The 17,339-nt window shown below is 57.9% G+C and carries 12 protein-coding genes and 4 pseudogenes; 7 read left to right on the top strand and 9 right to left on the bottom strand.

The genetic code is table 11. The features are described 5' to 3' along the window. Positions 1–580: 580 nt before the first annotated feature. A pseudogene (locus tag ASC97_RS32685) lies at positions 581–1,678 on the bottom strand (IS3 family transposase). 752 nt (positions 1,679–2,430) lie between these two features. Between ASC97_RS32685 and ASC97_RS08895 the strand changes: the two are divergent. Together ASC97_RS08895 and ASC97_RS08890 are read left to right on the top strand one after the other, a co-directional pair. Continuing rightward, complete coding sequence (locus ASC97_RS08895) at positions 2,431–3,072, top strand: glutathione S-transferase family protein (RefSeq protein WP_057467986.1); 642 nt, start codon at positions 2,431–2,433, stop codon at positions 3,070–3,072. A gap of 330 nt (positions 3,073–3,402) precedes the next feature. Beyond that, positions 3,403–4,623, top strand: coding sequence for a GGDEF domain-containing protein (locus ASC97_RS08890; protein WP_057467985.1), 1,221 nt, complete (start codon positions 3,403–3,405; stop codon positions 4,621–4,623). Positions 4,624–5,107: 484 nt separating this feature from the next. Here ASC97_RS08890 and ASC97_RS08885 read toward each other — a convergent pair whose 3' ends face one another. The 4 genes from ASC97_RS08885 to ASC97_RS08870 all read right to left on the bottom strand — a co-directional run bounded on the left by ASC97_RS08885 (position 5,108) and on the right by ASC97_RS08870 (position 7,972). Next, positions 5,108–5,935 (bottom strand): hypothetical protein, encoded by an 828-nt coding sequence (locus ASC97_RS08885; RefSeq protein WP_057467984.1) that lies wholly within the window; start codon positions 5,933–5,935, stop codon positions 5,108–5,110. Continuing rightward, positions 5,925–6,644: a hypothetical protein gene (locus ASC97_RS08880; protein ID WP_057467983.1), complete on the bottom strand. Its 720-nt coding sequence runs from the start codon at positions 6,642–6,644 to the stop codon at positions 5,925–5,927. Before ASC97_RS08880 ends, ASC97_RS08885 begins: the two co-directional genes overlap by 11 nt. Continuing rightward, positions 6,641–7,210 (bottom strand): hypothetical protein, encoded by a 570-nt coding sequence (locus ASC97_RS08875; protein WP_057467982.1) that lies wholly within the window; start codon positions 7,208–7,210, stop codon positions 6,641–6,643. Before ASC97_RS08875 ends, ASC97_RS08880 begins: the two co-directional genes overlap by 4 nt. A gap of 357 nt (positions 7,211–7,567) precedes the next feature. After that, on the bottom strand, positions 7,568–7,972 hold the full coding sequence (locus ASC97_RS08870; RefSeq protein WP_274534144.1) for a LysR substrate-binding domain-containing protein: 405 nt from the start codon (positions 7,970–7,972) through the stop codon (positions 7,568–7,570). A gap of 411 nt (positions 7,973–8,383) precedes the next feature. Between ASC97_RS08870 and ASC97_RS08865 the strand changes: the two genes are divergently transcribed. Continuing rightward, a complete protein-coding gene (locus ASC97_RS08865; RefSeq protein WP_082529916.1) occupies positions 8,384–9,562 on the top strand; it encodes a Fic family protein in 1,179 nt (392 codons plus the stop codon). 125 nt (positions 9,563–9,687) lie between these two features. Here ASC97_RS08865 and ASC97_RS08860 read toward each other — a convergent pair whose 3' ends face one another. Together ASC97_RS08860 and ASC97_RS36030 are read right to left on the bottom strand one after the other, a co-directional pair. After that, positions 9,688–10,413, bottom strand: a complete 726-nt coding sequence (locus ASC97_RS08860; RefSeq protein WP_057467980.1) for an SDR family oxidoreductase — start codon at positions 10,411–10,413, stop codon at positions 9,688–9,690. Positions 10,414–10,494: 81 nt separating this feature from the next. Continuing rightward, positions 10,495–10,771 (bottom strand): annotated as a pseudogene (locus ASC97_RS36030) (LysR family transcriptional regulator); the annotation flags it as partial. Between the two features lie 91 nt (positions 10,772–10,862). On the opposite strand from ASC97_RS36030, the gene ASC97_RS33835 reads away from it, so the two are divergent. Continuing rightward, positions 10,863–11,132: a hypothetical protein gene (locus ASC97_RS33835; RefSeq protein ID WP_057467979.1), complete on the top strand. Its 270-nt coding sequence runs from the start codon at positions 10,863–10,865 to the stop codon at positions 11,130–11,132. Further along, positions 11,123–11,284: pseudogene (locus ASC97_RS32675) on the top strand (FAD binding domain-containing protein); the annotation flags it as partial. The gene ASC97_RS33835 and the pseudogene ASC97_RS32675, both read left to right, overlap by 10 nt. A gap of 16 nt (positions 11,285–11,300) precedes the next feature. Here ASC97_RS32675 and ASC97_RS33830 read toward each other — a convergent pair. Beyond that, a pseudogene (locus ASC97_RS33830) lies at positions 11,301–11,417 on the bottom strand (FAD binding domain-containing protein); the annotation flags it as partial. Here ASC97_RS33830 and paoC point away from each other — a divergent pair. Beyond that, positions 11,392–13,596, top strand: a complete 2,205-nt coding sequence (gene paoC, locus ASC97_RS08850) for an aldehyde oxidoreductase molybdenum-binding subunit PaoC (protein WP_057468005.1) — start codon at positions 11,392–11,394, stop codon at positions 13,594–13,596. The pseudogene ASC97_RS33830 and the gene paoC overlap by 26 nt on opposite strands. A 206-nt stretch (positions 13,597–13,802) precedes the next feature. Here the strand turns inward: paoC and ASC97_RS08845 are convergent, their stop codons facing one another. Beyond that, complete coding sequence (locus ASC97_RS08845; protein WP_057467978.1) at positions 13,803–14,846, bottom strand: LacI family DNA-binding transcriptional regulator; 1,044 nt, start codon at positions 14,844–14,846, stop codon at positions 13,803–13,805. A gap of 127 nt (positions 14,847–14,973) precedes the next feature. Here ASC97_RS08845 and ASC97_RS08840 point away from each other — a divergent pair, with 127 nt between their 5' ends. Continuing rightward, positions 14,974–17,298, top strand: coding sequence for an alpha-L-rhamnosidase (locus ASC97_RS08840; protein ID WP_057467977.1), 2,325 nt, complete (start codon positions 14,974–14,976; stop codon positions 17,296–17,298). The last annotated feature ends 41 nt before the right edge of the window (positions 17,299–17,339 follow it).

Raw genomic sequence — 17,339 nt, 5'->3', positions numbered from 1 at the left:
CTCAGACCTGGAATTAATCCCAGCACTAATGCTGGTTCTAATGCCAGAACATCGCTCAACTGGCTCGTTCAGCAAAATCCGTTCGCCGGACGCTCACGGCGAAGTATGAGTGCTCATCTGGTTCGTCCTTTGCAGGAACCGCATTAGTAAACACATCAATCCGGCTAACACGTTGCGTAGACATTCAACGCTTGAAGACCTCGCGATAAGCCTGCTTTCCAGTGGGCCCGAAGACGACCGTGGCAAGGAATGTGGTCGCACAAAAGGTGCGCCTTGAGGCAATGGACGGCATCCGCGATCCAGAGTAGGCGAGGGCGGCCTTCGTCGCTGCAGCCAGGGCAGCGAAAATGCTAATAGTCAGGGACGAGCATTTCGATGTGTGGTCAGAGCGTCGTTTGCGGAAGGCTAAGAGCGGGCAATCGCAACGCCTCATTAGCGGCAACGCTGGTCGGCACCTTTTTAAGGATAGTGCTGCCAGCACAACCGACTAATGCAGCGTTTTGCCTCGCGCCGATAGGGAGAGGTGGCTCGGTTTGTCTGAACAGTTTCGGGCGTTTCGTTAAGTGGATTTCCGCCTCGATTATGCCGCCACCATCATTGGTGCCAGCGCGTTGAAGTAGGCCTGATCCGGTGTCTGCCGGTCAAGGGAAGAATGTGGGCGTCGACTATTGTAAAAGGCTAGATATCGGCCAATGCCGACGCGGGCCTCGGACACGGTCTTGTAGGCATGGAGGTAGACTTCCTCGTATTTGATCGAACGCCAGAGCCGTTCGACGAACACGTTGTCCCGCCACGCACCCTTGCCATCCATCGAGATGGCGATTTCCGCCTTCTTCAGCACCGCTGAATATGTCGGGTTTGCCGTAACGGGCCAGCGCTTCCTCGACTGCTTCGATGCAGAAGGCTGCTTCCATCGTGATCGACAGCCGCCACGACAGAACCCKMCGRCTGAACCAGTCCACRACGGCGCAGAGRTAGACRAAGCCGCGTGCCATCGGACTATATGTCAGGTCCATTGCCCAGACCTGGTTGGGCCTGGTGACCGCCAGCTTGCGCAGGAGGTAGGGATAGATTTTGTGACCTGGGGCCGGTTTGGATGTGTTCGGGCGGCGGTAGATCGCTTCGATGCCCATCTTCTTCATCAGCGTGGCGATGTGCAACCGCCCAGCCTCCAGCCCTTCTCCCCTCAAGAGCCCTTGCAACATTCGACTTCCGGCAAACGGGTAGTCGAGATGCAGTTGGTCGATCCGGCGCATCAGGGCAAGATCGCCGTCAGGCACTGGACGAGGCAGATAATAGACACTGCCACGGCTGAAGCCGAGAAGCTTCGCCTGTCGCACAACGGATAGCTTATGCTCGCGGTCGATCATTTCTTTCCGCCCAGCAATCCCGCCTTGCTGAGCGCACCGGATAAAAAATCGTTCTCCAGTGTCAGTTCGCCGATCTTGGCGTGCAGCGTTTTGACATCGACGGTTGGACCCGCCGGTTCCGTCTTCGCTTCATCGCCGAAAACGCCTGTCGCCCCCTCAAGGAGCTGGTCTTTCCATTGTTTGATCTGGTTGGCATGCACATCGAACTGCTGGGACAATTCCACCAGCGTCTGTTCGCCTCGGATGGCGGCGAGCGCCACCTTTGCCTTGAAAGCCGGGCTGTGGTTCCGGCGCGGTCGTCTCGTCATGGTATCTCCTGTTCCCGGCATCTAAGCCGAAGTCAGGCAGAAATTCCACTTATCCCCGCTGTCCAGATTTCCCGAGCCAGCTTTTATGAACTTTTTCTTTCACATTTCCACCTGAAGCTGGAACGACGACAGCGAAGAGATTAGTCGATCTTGGCCGGTCAATCCTGTCTATTTCACCTCAACTGTTGCTTTGAGCTCCCGGTGCAGGCGCTGTAACTCGGCGCGCATCTGGNGCCTTGAAAGCCGGGCTGTGGTTCCGGCGCGGTCGTCTCGTCATGGTATCTCCTGTTCCCGGCATCTAAGCCGAAGTCAGGCAGAAATTCCACTTATCCTCGCTGTGCAGATTTCCCGAGCCAGCTCTAGACATTCCGGAAGTTTGTTGACCTTCACCGATCCAGGCTGGAAAAGCTCGTCGAGCGATGGAAGCCGAAAGAGCATCAAGACGTGCGCTCGATGCTGGACCGACTGGCGCGCTCGATCTTGTCTCAGCCGGCCATTGACGCCCGGTCGCTGAGGAAGCGTTCGAAAACAATGAGGCCGATATTTTGTAGTTACTTGCGCTCAGGAGGAGGCAACCACGAGAGGTCGCTCTCAAAGAGCATGTTGCGGCGCGATGTTGTTCCACACATCTTCCAACCAGCACAGGCGCACCACATGCAGCCAACGACAATAATCCTAAGATTTTTTGTCTCGCCGTCGAAAGGCTGAAGTGCCATTCGTCCACGGGGTCCAGGATACCGGAGATCAATCGAATGAAGTTGTATTTCAGCAGAAACCCCAATCCACGACTCGCAGTCGCCGTTGCTCGCTTTTTAAAGACAGACATCGTGTTCGAATTCGCCGAGCCAATGGCCCCGGGACAGGCGGAACGGTATCTTCCGCTCAACCCGAACCTTCTTTTGCCGATTTTGGAACACACCGGTCATCGAACACTTTGGGAAACTGATGCGATTGCCTGCTGGCTTTCACGAAATGCCGGCTCGAACTTCTGGAGGACCGACGATGACGAGCCCGAGATGATACGCTGGATCAGTTGGGCAAAGGAGAATTTCATGAAGGCCTGTGACGCGGTCCATTGGGAACGCGGCACGAAGTTGCGCTATGGCGTCGGGCCCTGTGATGAGAGAATGGTTGAAGAGGGGTTGAGCCAATTCCACAAAACCGCAGCCATTCTGGAAAGCGAACTTTCCGATCGACCGTGGCTCCTAGGCGAAACGATTTCTTTCGCCGATTTCCGCATGGCTGCATTCTTACCTTTCAACGATGCTGCCCGCCTCCCCATCCACGAGTATCGATCCATTGGAGAATGGTATGAGCGGCTGAACCAGATCGAAGCCTGGCGGGATCCTTTTCGAGGACTAAATGCGCCACATTTGCCGCCGCTTCCCGTCTGATTGGTCAGTCCGTACGTCGTCGTGCGCAGATCTCGAGGTTTGCGTCGAAGACGCTTTTGGCCATAGGAATGACCTTTGGGGACCGGTTGGAGCTATGGGCGAGGTGCCTGCTCATGCGCCGCCGTCTTTGTGCTCTCGTAAGGAAAGAGCTGTCCCGTCCATATCGCGCCACGTACCACCGCCACCGCGTAGGCATAGGCGGCAATCGCGAAAGCTCGGCAATACGAGATATTCCAGATCACTTTCACATTCAGGTCTTAACCGTTTCTTGTTCGTGCGGTTCTAATATACGCGAGAGCAAAGGGTGGTGTGCAAAGATCAGATGGTTTGATGAACGGGACGGCCTTCTTCTTAGCGGTAAATTTCATCATCGCCATCTCCTTTTCGCTGGTCTTCGGGGTTGTCTCGACCCGCAGCCGCTCACGAACCTCAGCTCTCTGGTTTGCCGCAGGTTTTGCTGTGGCCTCGCTCTCGGCGCTCTGCGAATTACTGGTCGCTTATACGAACCTTACTAGGTTCTGGGCGATCGCGGCTTTCGCCACCGTGCTTGCAGGCATGATTTTGCTCAGAGGTGGCATCGGTGAGCATTACGGACGCAAGATCGACCCGCTGAAGGCGATCTGTTTCTTAGTCAGCGGAACCGTCCTCGATGTGCTTATTTACGATCTGCCGCGTGGGACTGCCTTGCATGCTTTTTCCTATCAGGCGCCGTTTGCGCTCGTTATCTTTACAAGCGCGGTTGCCGTGTACTCGTCTACACGCCGGCTGATGATTGACCGGGCTCTCGGCTTTCTACTTCTGGTGACTTCTCTACATTTCCTTGCCAAGGCGGGAGTCGCGATCCTTGCGGGCGCCGGCTCGAACGCAAAAGATTACATCCACACGAATTATGGGTTGATTTCGCAAAGCTCGACTGCCGTGCTCGTTGTGGCGGTGGGATTGATGCTGCTGTCCGTGCTCGTTCTGGAGATTATGGCGGACGAGCGTAGCAATTCCGAAAAGGACTCCCTTTCCGGCCTCGCCAATCGTCGCGGTTTCGAGAACGGCGTAAAGGCAGCGATCACGCTCGCGCCTAACGAGCGACATGCGCTCATCCTCTGCGATCTCGACCATTTCAAGAGGATTAATGATACCTATGGTCATCATGGCGGCGACATGGTGATCCAGGCCTTCAGCGACCTCTTGCGAGCAAGCGCCGCCACCAGCGCTGTCGTCGGCCGTATTGGAGGCGAGGAGTTTGCCGTCTTCATGCCAAATTCGACATCCGAGATAGCTGCGCTTTTCGCTCAAAATTTGAGAAGCAGGACAATGGGATTAGCGATAAGCGTGCTTCCGTCATCCTTGACCGTTACGGCAAGTTTCGGCGTTGCGGAATTCGCGACAGGGGAGAAACTTGACATTGCCATGCGCGATGCAGATGCGGCACTCTATGAAGCCAAACGCTCCGGTCGCAACTGCGTCAGGCAGGCGCGCCAGGCGCGGGAGCCTGCAGCGATCAAGGCCATAAAAATAAACGCGGGCGCAGAACCAGGAGATTTCGAGACGCGCTGACTTCAGCCGCGGTGCCGATGACAGATGCTACGCCACCGAACAGGCTGGGACCACTGATTACCGACGCTGCAATGGCCTGACGGAGACGAGCAGCTGATTGCCGGCGTAGTGCCGCCGAACATGGGGCGCCGTTGGTCGCAATGGGTTCGAACGCTTATGTGTCGTGATATCGGGTGGTTCGATGCGGCTTCACTAGGAGTTTTCGATGGTGTGAATGTGAATTGGGGGTATGAGCGAAGCTGGTGCTTCTTCCTTCTGTCCGAAAAGCGGCAAGGGTCTCGATCGCCGTTCTCACCTCGAATTCCGATCCTTGGGCAATGATGACGCCTATCAGCCCTTCGCGTAGCAATAGGCCTATCTTCGGTCAGTTCATGTGTAATGAACACGATCTGATCGTTTTGCCCGTCTTCTCCATTCGTCGACGAGAGATTTGGTCACGGAGAGGTCAGTGGCCAGAAAAGTGACCTTCGCCGGGTGCTTACATTTACCGTCTTGAAATTGATGCGATCGCGCTGCGGTTCGACAAGAGCCCCGCCCCTTTGGCATTGGAGGCTGCAAGACGATGAAAATCTTGCAGCCTCAATATGTGGGCGCTGTAAAAGTTGGGGGAAGCCCCGCCCACGTGAATGATAAGCTGCGGGTCGGCATTATCCGTGATTGTGAGCTCTAGAACGCTGCAGTCGTCGTGCTCTCCATTCACCTGGACTTCGCGCCCATCGATCACGGCAAGCTGCTCGTGTGCTGAAAGTTCGGCCCAAAAGCCATCCGTGGAGATTAAATAGACGCCAGACAAGCTGTCCGTTTCGAGGATTTCAGGTGTCGTATACTCACGGGAACGAAAGCTTTTGGTGAGGAGATGTCTGGCCGGTATCTTCGATAGTTCGTCAAGTGCGACGCATTTAAGCGCATTGGCGAGCGTGTGAGGCTGAGTCAGCCAGTGAATTCTGTCGCCTCGATCAATTTGGCCCAGAAGACAGTCGCCGGCATGGATAACTGTCATTCGTGTTCTTGGGTCGGCATGCACAATAGTGAAACTGGCAGAACCACGAGGATAACGCGCGCGCAAATCAAGATGGATTCCGCGCAGCTGTTTCGAAAAGGCATCGATATCAAGTGCTCCTTGTACACCGTTGAACCAGTCGATCACTTCCCGCACGATCGCCTCGGCATATTCTCCGCTGTTCTCGCCTGCGGTAGAGCCATCGACGACGATGCCCATCACGCCGCTGGTATTTGTGCCAAGCCCTGCATGGTCACGATTATCTGCGGTTTTGGTGCCTTTCCGGCTGTGCCAGTTTGCTTTAATGCGCATGGGTGCCACCGTCTGCGCAGTGGCTTATGGCGACATAGCGCTCGCGCACGATAGCTACGCGGCCGGGCTGCCCACGCAAATTTCCCTCGAGGAAATCGTCAAAGTCGGTATGCTTGAGTAGCGCCTGGAATTGTTCTGCGATGTATGTCTTAACGTCGAGATCGGCATTCGCCAATTCCTGGCCAAGTTCCTCTCTCCCATCAACGACGAGAAGTATGTCTTCGGCATCTCTGCTGGAAAAAAGGTCATCACCGCCCCTGCCGGCGAATGCTTCCAGTTTCGTCGCTATAAAGAGGGTCGGCGTGAGGAGCCGGATGGTGAGACTTTCAGTTAGTTTGTGAACCTCAGCGGTTTCGATACCTTTTGCGTACCAGCGATTGCTGAAGCCGAGGATCGCTTCATCATCCGGCATGAAATCGACTTTGAGCGGCCCGAGTCGCATTCGGCGGATGACGTCGTCATCGGAGGACTCTTTGAACCCCCTCTCGCGCAGCTGTTCCAATAGCTGGCCCCATTCAGCAAGCCCTGCAAGATCGACGATAAGGTCGATATCGTCGGTGGCCCTGACATCTTCGAGGGTCACTGGGTCCGTGATGAAAAGCGCTGTCGTACAGCCCCCGACGAACACAAGGCGATCGCGTAAATCTTGCTTGAGCGCCGTGGCGACGACCTTTAACATTTCGAGCAGCTGGCCTCGGACAGAGGTCATTTCCCAAGTATCCTTGTCGAGAGGCGGTCGCTTGCCAAACCCACCTCCCGCTGGTTTCCAAGCCGGATCGCGTCGCAGAGGGCCAGATACTCGTAGAGGCGCTCGTCTTTTTGGACAGCTTCCGGCACACTTTTGAACAGCGGTTCGACTGACTGGCCCATTTCGCGCGCGCTTGCTTGGGGCCAGACGTAAATATAGTTGCCGGCGCTGACCAAAAGGCCCTCGAGCATGGGTGCCGCAAACGCGGTCGGAATGCCTCGTTGCATTGCCCCAGGCTTGGCGGGGAAAGTGAATTTCAAGCCGTGGACGATGAAGTTAAACAGATTTCGTCGGCTTGGCTTTGGGCGGCCAAGTTCGCGGTCTCTCGAAGCAATCCCGGATGAAAGGCTCCTTTTGATCGATTCGTTCACTTCTGTCTTGCTTATGCCGAGAGACGCCTCCAAGTTTCGAACTGAATATGGGTCATCGCCCTGCGCCTCCAGGCGCAAGCGTTCAACCCCTTGCTCTCGATCCTGCTCCTCGAGGCTGATGAGCTTGAGCAGTATGACAATGTCCTGGCTTTTCATCGTGCGTTCCGAGTGGTGTCCTCTGTCCTAGGACCAAGGACACAAAGCCACACTATGGTCCTGTTGTCAAAGCACGACCGTAAACACTTAGGTTTCGCAAGGTTAAGAAAATCGAAGACCCTTATCTCACCAGGAGAACCGCACCTGTGCGTGAGTAACTTGGTCGACCTTGTGGTCGCGGGAGGTGCGCCAGATAATACGACGGCTGTCTCCTCGCTGTCAGCTAAAACTGAGGCTCCGATAGCGGCATATATGGCGGGAGCTTCATTTTTCCTAAAGGTCTGATTTTGCGGCGCTTGGGAGACCGAGAGCGCTGTGCCGCCGGTTCGATTCCTTTCAAGGTGTCTATTGACGGGATCAGGGGTTCGAATGCGGGTTTGGGGGCGACGTGGGGACAGATCCATGAAAATCCTGCGCTTCCTTTGCTATCCAATCGCAAAAAATGGATGACTTCTTGCTTCGCGTCGCCCGCCGTAGTGCCACATATTCATGTCCGCTTTCCAGAAAGCCCAACGGCGCGGTCAGTTTGCCGAAGCGGATATCGTCGGTGACATACGGCCAGGGTGCGATGCCAACGCCAAGTCCTGCGCTCGCGGCCTCGAGCATGAAATAGAAATGCTCATATTCCACGCGTGCTCCAGTGCCGAGCGCTGCACCCGATCGCGCCAGCCAGTCGTCCCATGCCTGAATCCGTGTTCGAGTGTGTAACCGAGGAACGCCGGTGCTGCGCTCCGTATTCGGATCGCTGATGGTAGTCCGCAACGTATCCTCGACAAGGGACAGCAGCATATGCCGGGCGAAGAGGCGTGGCTGGTGGGCGTCTCTCCAAGGTACCGCTTCATCACCGAGGGCAGACAGTTCAATCGCAAGGCCATTCTGGACGGCTGAGCGGAAAGGCGGGTGCACTGAGATCTTGTTTGGTCATGCTCATTCCATTTCTCGAGGGCGAGCGGAAATGGGAGCGCCGTTTTTAGAAATGATGTATTGAAGGATGGTCCGTCAGTGGCGGTTAAATCCATCGAGCCGTGGTCGCATGGAGCTGGCCTGGAATCAGACGTATGGGTTTGACGCAGTGACAACGGTCTACGTTAATTAAGCGCGCTTACCTAAGTTTGACGCTTATTTAAATAAAGGGGCGCTTGCTTAAATAACGGACGGAATCCATATTAGGCTATGTCTGATTCTGAACCTAGTTTGCGCCGGGGGCGTTTTGTCGAAACAACAGCAGCGGGCGAAACGGTGCGGGCGTTCGTGCCTCCGCCATTGCCGCCCGAGCCATCAATCGATGTCCTTTCGCTATTGGAGCGCCTCAGTCTGGCAGAGCGTGCGCTAGGTCGCTTGGATGGCATCACAATGCTGCTCCCGCGCCAGGAGCTATTCCTTTATATGTATGTAAGAAAAGAGGCAGTTCTTTCTTCGCAGATCGAAGGCACGCAGTCGACGCTTTCCGATCTTTTGCGGTTTGAGACCGAGGCTCAAGCGGGGCAACCGGTCGATGATATTCGTGAGGTTTCCAATTACGTCGATGCGATGATGTACGGTTTAGAGCGTTTGGAAACGCTGCCAATGTCATTGCGCCTGATCCGAGAGATGCACGCACGACTGCTCCAAAGCGGGCGGGGAGGCACTAAGGATCCAGGAGAGTTTCGGCGCTCGCAGAATTGGATTGGAGGCACGCGACCCGGTAACGCACTCTTCGTGCCACCACCCGTTACGGAATTGGGTGGCTGCCTAGATGCGCTCGAGCGCTTCATGCATGACGACCAATCACGGTTACCGGCATTGATGAAAGCTGGCCTTCTGCATGTCCAGTTCGAAACGATCCATCCATTTCTCGATGGCAATGGCCGTATAGGTCGTCTGCTGGTCACCCTTTTCCTGTGCATGAACGGCGTTCTACGCAAGCCATTGCTCTACCTCAGTCTTTACCTCAAGGTCCATCGAAAGGAATATTATCGATTGCTGCAAGAGGTCCGTGAACATGGAAACTGGGAAGCTTGGCTAGACTTCTTCTTGACAGGTGTCGCCGACACCGCCAACCGAGCATTTGAAGCTGCCACTCGGATTGTCGATCTTTTTAAGGACGACAGGGAGAAAATCACAACCGAGAGCGACAGAGCTGGATCGGCCCTTCGTATTCACGAACTCTTTCAGCAAAATCCCTTTCATACGGCAAATCAGATCGTTCAAATGACAGGCCTTTCCGCGCCGACTGTCAATGCAGCGCTCGCTGATTTGGAGCGTTTGGGGATTGTCGACGAAGTGACAGGTCGCAAGCGTGGCCGTGTTTTCAGCTACCGCAGATATCTCGCAATCCTAAGCGAAGGCACTGATCCACTGCCTGCTACGTGACTAAAGGAGGAGTCGCAAGTCCGAATCTCTTCGAGAGCTACACAGGCGTTACTCGCGCATGCGATGGCAGGGAGGGGACAAATGCAGCCAAGTTGCTTACAGCAAAGAAAAGCTCGACCTTTGCCCTACCAAGGCACCGCCGCTCCGTCGAAGTAGAAGCCGCCTGTCGGACCTTTCTCGTCCAGCATCGCAAGCCAAACAATCCCGCTCGCGGCCTGCTCGACCGTCCGGTAGCCGGAATGCCCGTTGAAGTCCGTTGCCGTGTAACCGGGATCAGCTGCATTCACTTTCACGCCCGATCCGGCCAGCTCTTTGGCAAGAGCTACGGTGACGGCGTTTAACGCGGACTTGGAGCTATTGTAGCCGAGGAAGTTGACGCCGTAGAACTGGTTTGCCGGATCCGAGAGCCATCCAAGGGAGCCCAGGCCGCTGCTGACCATGACGATTTTCGCGTTCGCGGCGGTTCTTAGAAGAGGAAGAAAAGCCTGGGTGACCCTTACGGGACCGAAGACGTTGGTTTCGTAGATGCGACGGATATCCTCGACGGACTGCTGGGAAGGTGCCGTCATCTCACGGCCGGGAATGCCTGCGTTGTTGACGAGAACGTCGAGCTTTCCATCTTCAGCCTCCACGCGAGCCGCCGCCTGCCTCACCGACGCCTCGTCCGTCACGTCGATGGAAATCGACTTCACCTCAATTCCTTCGTCCGACAGCGAGCGGGCGGCCGCTTCGCCTCGCGCGTTGTCACGACTTCCAAGCCATATGCCATATCCCGCGCGACCCAACTGGCGCGCTGTCTCATAGCCGATACTTTTGTTCGCACCCGTGATCAAAGCCGTTTTCTTCTGCATCGATTTTCCTTTCATGATCACCGACCGCCGCCGGCCTGTTGCGAAGTTATGTGCTGAGACGGGTTTTGATAACCACCCGATTCATGCATAGACTGATCGCCATGGCTTAGCTGCGATATTTCGTAGGACACGCCCGACGAGCGTGCGAAGCGGGCGATAGGCTGGATCATTTCGATAACGGACATGCCAGGCGAGTTCGACCGGAAAGGTGCCGCGATCGCCTTTCGTCGCCTGCGAGGCGCTGGCAAATCAGCCGCAGCAACGTCGCGCGGTATTCGCTCACCGCGACCATCTCCGGAACAGCAAAGAAATGCGCGTCCGACACGGCGACGTCGCGCTTCATTCCGCGCTGCTGCATCTCCACATAGCCGGATCACAAAGCTCGGGTTCATTACCGACGTGCCATTTATCGCCGAGCCTCCCCACCGATCGCTCCTGAATATCATTGGATGACAGGTGAACTTGCCGGGGCCCGTGGAGATGCCTTCAGCAGGTCAGCCGAATTCGGCGCTCATCCGCGCCAGATCGCCCCACAGGCTTTCCTGCTAATCGTCTCAGCCTTCATTCATCACGTCATTGAACAAGTTCCTGCCATTGGCGTACCGTTTGCCAAGCCCAGCATCGATTTCCGGATCTGCCGCCTGAATGTCGTTACGAAGCGAACGCAACTTGATTTCGTAGTCGGCAAGCATGCGGATGCCGGCACGAGGGCGGCCTGAGGGTCGGCGCTCTTGTCAGAAACACGGCCCTCGCCGCAGACGAGACGGTGCGCCGTGATTACGGCCTGCTGTCGCGCGCGCTGCTGGCAGGTGCCTCCGGTCAGCTTCGCAACAAGGCGACAACATCAGGCAATCTTTTGCAACGGACACGCTTGTCGAACTGCATGACTATCCTCTTGCCTCCAATATCACGGCGCCAAGCGTTCGCTCGACGAGGTCGACCTTGAAGCGGTTCTGCTCGGTTGGCCGGGCTCCCGCCATCAGGACGGCGGCGGTAAGACCAGCAACCACCAATCCCATCGACCAGCTCAAAGTGGTCGGGAAACCCATCCACCGAATAGACGGTGAACTCAAGACCACCGGTCGAGCGATGTATGCCTACGAATGGCATGACAAGGACGTTCCCTATGTCTACGGCTACCCCGTCGGCGCCTCGATCGCGAAAGGCAAGGTGAAGTCGATCGACGCGACTGCCGCGAAGAAGTCGCCAGGCGTGTTCACGGTCGTCACCACGCTCGATGTCGGCGACCTGAAAAAGGGCAAGTTCAACACGGCCAAGCTTTTTGGCGGCGCCGAGGTCCAGCACTACCATCAGGCCGTCGCGGTTGTCGTTGCGCAATCCTTTGAACAGGCGCGAGCCGCAGCGGCGCTGGTGAAGGTGGACTACGAGCAGGAGACGGGGACGTACGATCTGCGGGCAGCGATGCCGTCCGCCAGGAAGCCGGACGAGTCCCAGGAGCCGGACACCGCCGTCGGCGACTTCGACGCCGCCTTCAAGGCGGCACCCATCACGCTGAGCGAGACCTACACCACCCCGGACCAGTCGCACTCGATGATGGAGCCGCACGCGTCGATCGCCGTCTGGAACGGCGACGAGGTAACGGTCTGGACCTCCAGCCAGATGATCGACTGGTGGCGCACCGATCTCGCCACGACGCTCGGAATCGACAAGGAGAAGGTCCACCTGATGTCGCCGTTCATCGGCGGCGGTTTCGGCGGCAAGCTCTTCCTGCGCGCCGATGCTGTTCTTGCAGCCTTCGGCTCGAAGGCCGTCGGTCGGCCTGTAAAGGTGGCGCTGCCGCGTCCGTTCATACCGAACAACACTACGCACCGCCCCGCTACCGTCCAGCGGATCCGGATCGGTGCCGAGCGGGACGGCAAGATCACCGCGATTGCCCACGAAAGCTGGTCAGGCGACCTTCCGGGCGGTGGTCCGGAAACCGCGGTCAACCAGACACGGCTCCTTTATGCAGGTGCAAACCGGATGACCGCCATGCGTCTTGCGACCCTTGATCTTCCGGAAGGAAACGCCATGCGCGCGCCGGGCGAGGCTCCTGGCCTCATGGCGCTCGAAATCGCGATTGATGAGATGGCCGAGAAGGTGGGCATTGACCCAGTCCAGTTCCGTATCCTCAACGATACGCAGGTGGATCCGGAGCATCCGGAGCGACCCTTTTCCCAGCGTAACCTAAAGGGCTGCCTCACACTCGGCGCCGAGCGGTTCGGTTGGAACGAGCGGCCGAAAACGGCCTCGCGCCGGGAAGGAAACTTGCTCGTCGGCATGGGTGTCGCAGCCGCCTTCCGAAACAATCTCGTCATGCCGTCGGGAGCACGTGTGAAGCTCGGCCGGGATGGCATCCTCACGGTCGAGACTGACATGACCGACATCGGTACAGGCAGCTATACGATCATCGCCCAGACGGCCGCGGAGATGATGGGCGTCGGCATCGACAGGGTCGCCGTACAGCTCGGCGACTCTCGCTTTCCTGTCTCGGCCGGTTCGGGTGGCCAGTTCGGCGCTAATTCCTCGACCTCAGGCGTCTATGCGGCCTGTGTGAAGCTTCGCGAGGCGGTGGCGAGTAAACTCGGTTTCAACTCCGACGATGCCGTGTTCGAGAACGGGCACGTCCGCGCCGGCAATCGATCCGTTCTGTTGGCCGACGCTGCCGGCGATGAAGGGCTCGTCGGCGAGGACACGATGAAGTGGGGCGATTTGACCAAGACGCACCAGCAGTCGACCTTCGGGGCGCATTTCGTGGAAGTCGGTGTCGACGTCGCCACCGGCGAAACCCGCATCCGCCGGATGCTAGCCGTCTGCGCAGCCGGTCGAATTCTCAACCCCATAACCGCCCGCAGCCAAGTGATCGGTGCGATGACCATGGGTGCCGGCGGCGCGTTGTCGGAAGAACTGGCAGTCGACACCCGGCACGGCTTCTTCGTCAACCATGACCTGGCAGGCTACGAAGTGCCGGTGCATGCGGACATCCCGCATCAGGAGGTCATCTTCATGGACGAGGCCGATCCGATGTCATCGCCGATGAAGGCGAAGGGTGTCGGAGAGCTTGGGCTCTGCGGCGTGTCAGCAGCGATCGCCAACGCGATTTATAACGCCACCGGCATCAGGGTCCGGCATTATCCGATTACGCTCGACAAGCTGATCGGCGAGCTCCCTGACGTGGCCTGAGATGGATGACATGGACCCAGGTTTTAGTTTCTCTTCCGACCCCGGTCAGGCGATCCCGACCGACGATCGCGAAGAAATCCAGTCCTTCGAGCGCCCCGCTATCGTGGCTAACTTAACCTCCAAGACAGGTCAGCTCATGGGATAGTCCGCATAGAAAAGGCAAGGTTGTCCCAGAGCTGGGGTCGCAGATGTCGTGCGGTCCACCCTTAGCCGGCAGTCCGGCCCAGGCTGCGGCGGGCGATGAACGCCGGCGCGCTGACGAGCGCTCGTGCCGCTACCCGACCTTCGATCCTTGAAAGCAGCGTTTCGGTAGCGAGCACGCCAAGCGCACGGCCGGATTGATCGATGCTTGCAAGGTTGACTAGGGTGAGTGCAGCCGTTGGCGAATTGTCGTAGCCAATGACGGCGAGGTCTTCCGGAATCCTGATGTTCATTTCGACAGCAATGTTCAGGAGTGTGACCGCGTCGAGGTCGCTCCAGCAGAAAACAGCTTCGGGACGGTCGGGGCGAGATAGGAACGCACGCATGCTCTCTTCCCGTTCAGGGGAGGCAACGGGTATGCTGTGAATGTCGATTTCTGCGGTAAGTCCTGCCGCTTCCATCGTCCGGCGGTAGCCCATCTCGCGTTGGCGCACTACCGAAACTTTGTGGCCCTCCCGTGAGCCAAGCGTGAGCATGCCGATGTTGCGATGCCCGCGTTCAACGAAGGCCTTAACGGCAAGCGCAGCCCCCTGCTGGTCGTCGCAGTTCACCGTGTCGAAATTCCTGGCTTCAGGATCATGGTAACCGATAGCGACGATCGGGATCTGGTCGGCGAAGCGTGAGATGACTTCGGAAGGAAGGCGGGGTGCGATGAGAATCAGGCCGTCCATTTTGTAGTCTATCATCGACTCGATCAGCGCCGTCTCGAGCTGTACCTTGGCTTCACTAACGCCGATCATGGCGCGATAATTGGACGGCGCTAGCACGCCGTTCACGCCGTCGATCACTTCCGGCAAGAACGGGTTACGGATATCCACAAGCAGTAGACCAATGGTGAACGTGCTGCCGCGCAAGCCGCGCGCCGTACGTGAGGGGCGATAGCCGAGCGTGCCGATCGAGGTCTGGACGCGACTGCGCAGGGCGTCGCTTACCCCATACGCGTTGCGAAGAACCTTTGAGACAGCGGCAACCGAAACACCGGCATGGGCGGCGACCGTTCGGATGGTCACACGGTCCTTTGTGGTGGCCGTCTCGTCTCTTTCGGACATAATTTTCCTCGGTATTTCAACTGTTGCTGCCACCATGGCAGATGCCGCCAAAAAATTCTATTGCCTCCCGGCAAAAAATGTAGAACGTTACACATAGAACGTTCTACACGACGCCAGGGAGGACATCATGAACATGCACGCGACCGCCAGCCGCAAGGGCATTACTCAGCGCAAATGGGCCGCGGAGATGATCGCGCCGTTGTCGGATGAGGGCGTCAGTCGTCCCGCAAGTTTTGTTTCAAAGACGGTTGCGTTTGAAACTGTGCCGGCTGCGGTTGAACTTTTCATCTCGGCGCAGGGGCTTTATCGCTGCTTCATCAATGGCAAACGCGTCGGCGAGGACCTACTGACCCCCGGCTGGACCAATTACGACCACCGCATCGCCTACCAGCGCTACGACGTCGCCCCGCTGATGGTCGCCGGTGAAAACCGCATCGAGATCTGGCTAGCCGATGGCTGGTTCCGTTCGCCGCTCATGTGGGGCAAGGATGCCATTCCGAATTGCTGGGGTGACCGGATTGCGGCGATTGCAGAACTCGTTGCCGGCGGCCGCGTCCTCTTCTCCACCGATGCAAGCTGGAAGAGCGGTGTCCTGCCAATCGTGAAGTCCGGCATATACTTCGGCGAGATCTACGACGCGCGGCTTGCCGCGCTCAGCGAAACCCATGGCACGGAAGTCATCGCCTTCGACAAGACGTTGCTTGTTGCCCATGAGGCAGCACCCGTGCGCGAGCTTGCGCCCCTTGCACCAGTCGATCAGTGGTGCGATGGCGAAGGGCGTCTGGTCTATGACTTCGGCCAGAACGTCGGCGGCTACGTACGCTACACAGTGCGCGGTAGGGCAGGGGCGCAAGTGCGGGTTGAGCATTCCGAAGTCCTCGGTCCCGACAGATACTTCGACAACCGAAACTATCGCACCGCCATCGCCGAAACGCTCTACACCCTTGCTGGCGAGGGCGACGAGACCTATGCGCCGCATTTCACCTTCCAGGGCTTTCGCTATGCCCGGCTGACCATCACCGGCGAAGCGGAGATCGTGTCGATCGCGTCCGTACCGATAACCTCGGTCGCCGAAATCAAGGGCGGCTTCGAGAGCGGCTCCGATCTCGTCAACCGGCTGGTTCTCAATACCATCTGGTCGCAGCGCGGCAACTTCATCGAGGTGCCGACCGATTGCCCGCAGCGCGACGAGCGTCTCGGCTGGACCGGCGATGCCCAGGTCTTCGCACCGACGGCCTGCTGGCTGGCCGACAGCGAACAGTTTCTGCGGAAATATCTGCGCGATGTCATGGCCGATCAGCGGTCCGATGGGGCCATCCCGCATGTCTCGCCGGACCCGACGCGGCTGCACCCGGAGCATTTTCCGGGCTATGCCGGCTCCACCGGCTGGGGTGACGCCATCGTCGTCATTCCCTGGGCCCTTTACACCCATTACGGCGACCGGAGCGTGCTCGATGAATGCCTGGATGCGATGGTGCGGTGGGTGGATTTCGTCTGGTCGATCTCCGATGGGCCGATCGTGCGCCCGCCGCCACATTGGGGCGATCGCGGCTTCACCTTTGGCGACTGGCTGCAGCCCGTCGGCGACAATCGCAAACCACGCCCGACCATTGCCGACGATTGCGCGGCAACACTCTATCACTTCATCTCGACCGAGCTTTTAGGCCGCATTGCCGGTGTGCTGGGACGCGATGATCTTCGACAGTCGATGGAGCGCCGGGCTGGCGAAATCCGCGAGGCTTTCGCGTTTGAATTCATCTCGGCCTCCGGCCGCCTCGCCCATAACGACCAGACTTCGTATGCGCTCGCTTTCCTGCACGATCTGGTGCCCGCCGGCCATTGGGAGGCTGCAAAGGGCCATTTCCGCCGCGTGGTCGAAGATGCCGACTGCAAGATCGGAACCGGCTTCATTGGCACGCCCGCGCTTTTGCCGTCGCTGACCAAGCTTGGCATGGACGATCTGGCTGAAAAAGTCTTCCTGCAGGAAGAGGTGCCGGGCTGGCTCTATCAGGTCAAGCAGGGTGCCACGACCATTTGGGAGCGCTGGGATTCCATGGCGCCGAATGGGACGATCTACGAGCCCGAGATGAACAGCTACAATCACTACGCCTATGGCGCTGTGTGCCAGTGGCTGTTTGAAAGCGTAGCCGGCATTTCGCCGGACCCGGAACATCCCGGTTTCGCCCGGGTCAAGGTTTCGCCCGCGCCGCTTGCGAAACTTAATCCGGTTTCGGCCTGGCACGAGATGGCTAAAGGCCGGATCGAAGCTTCATGGGAAATCACCGGTGGCAAGGTCGGATACGAGATTAGCCTGCCCGAGGGCTGCGAGGGCCTCTTCGTGCCGACGCTACGGCACGTCAATCCGGTGCTGGACGGCAAGCCCGTCACCGGCGATACCTTGATGGCGGCCGGCCGCCATCGCATCACCTTCGATAATCTACACACCAACTAGCACAACCCATCGTGTCGTCTTACTGTTCGGAGGAGGAACAT

Origin of the sequence: Rhizobium sp. Root1203 (genome assembly GCF_001424945.1) — a bacterium.
Classification (GTDB): Bacteria; Pseudomonadota; Alphaproteobacteria; order Rhizobiales; family Rhizobiaceae; genus Rhizobium.
The sequence above is the reverse complement of the archived record's forward strand: the minus strand, read 5'-3'. Positions and strand labels throughout refer to the sequence as shown.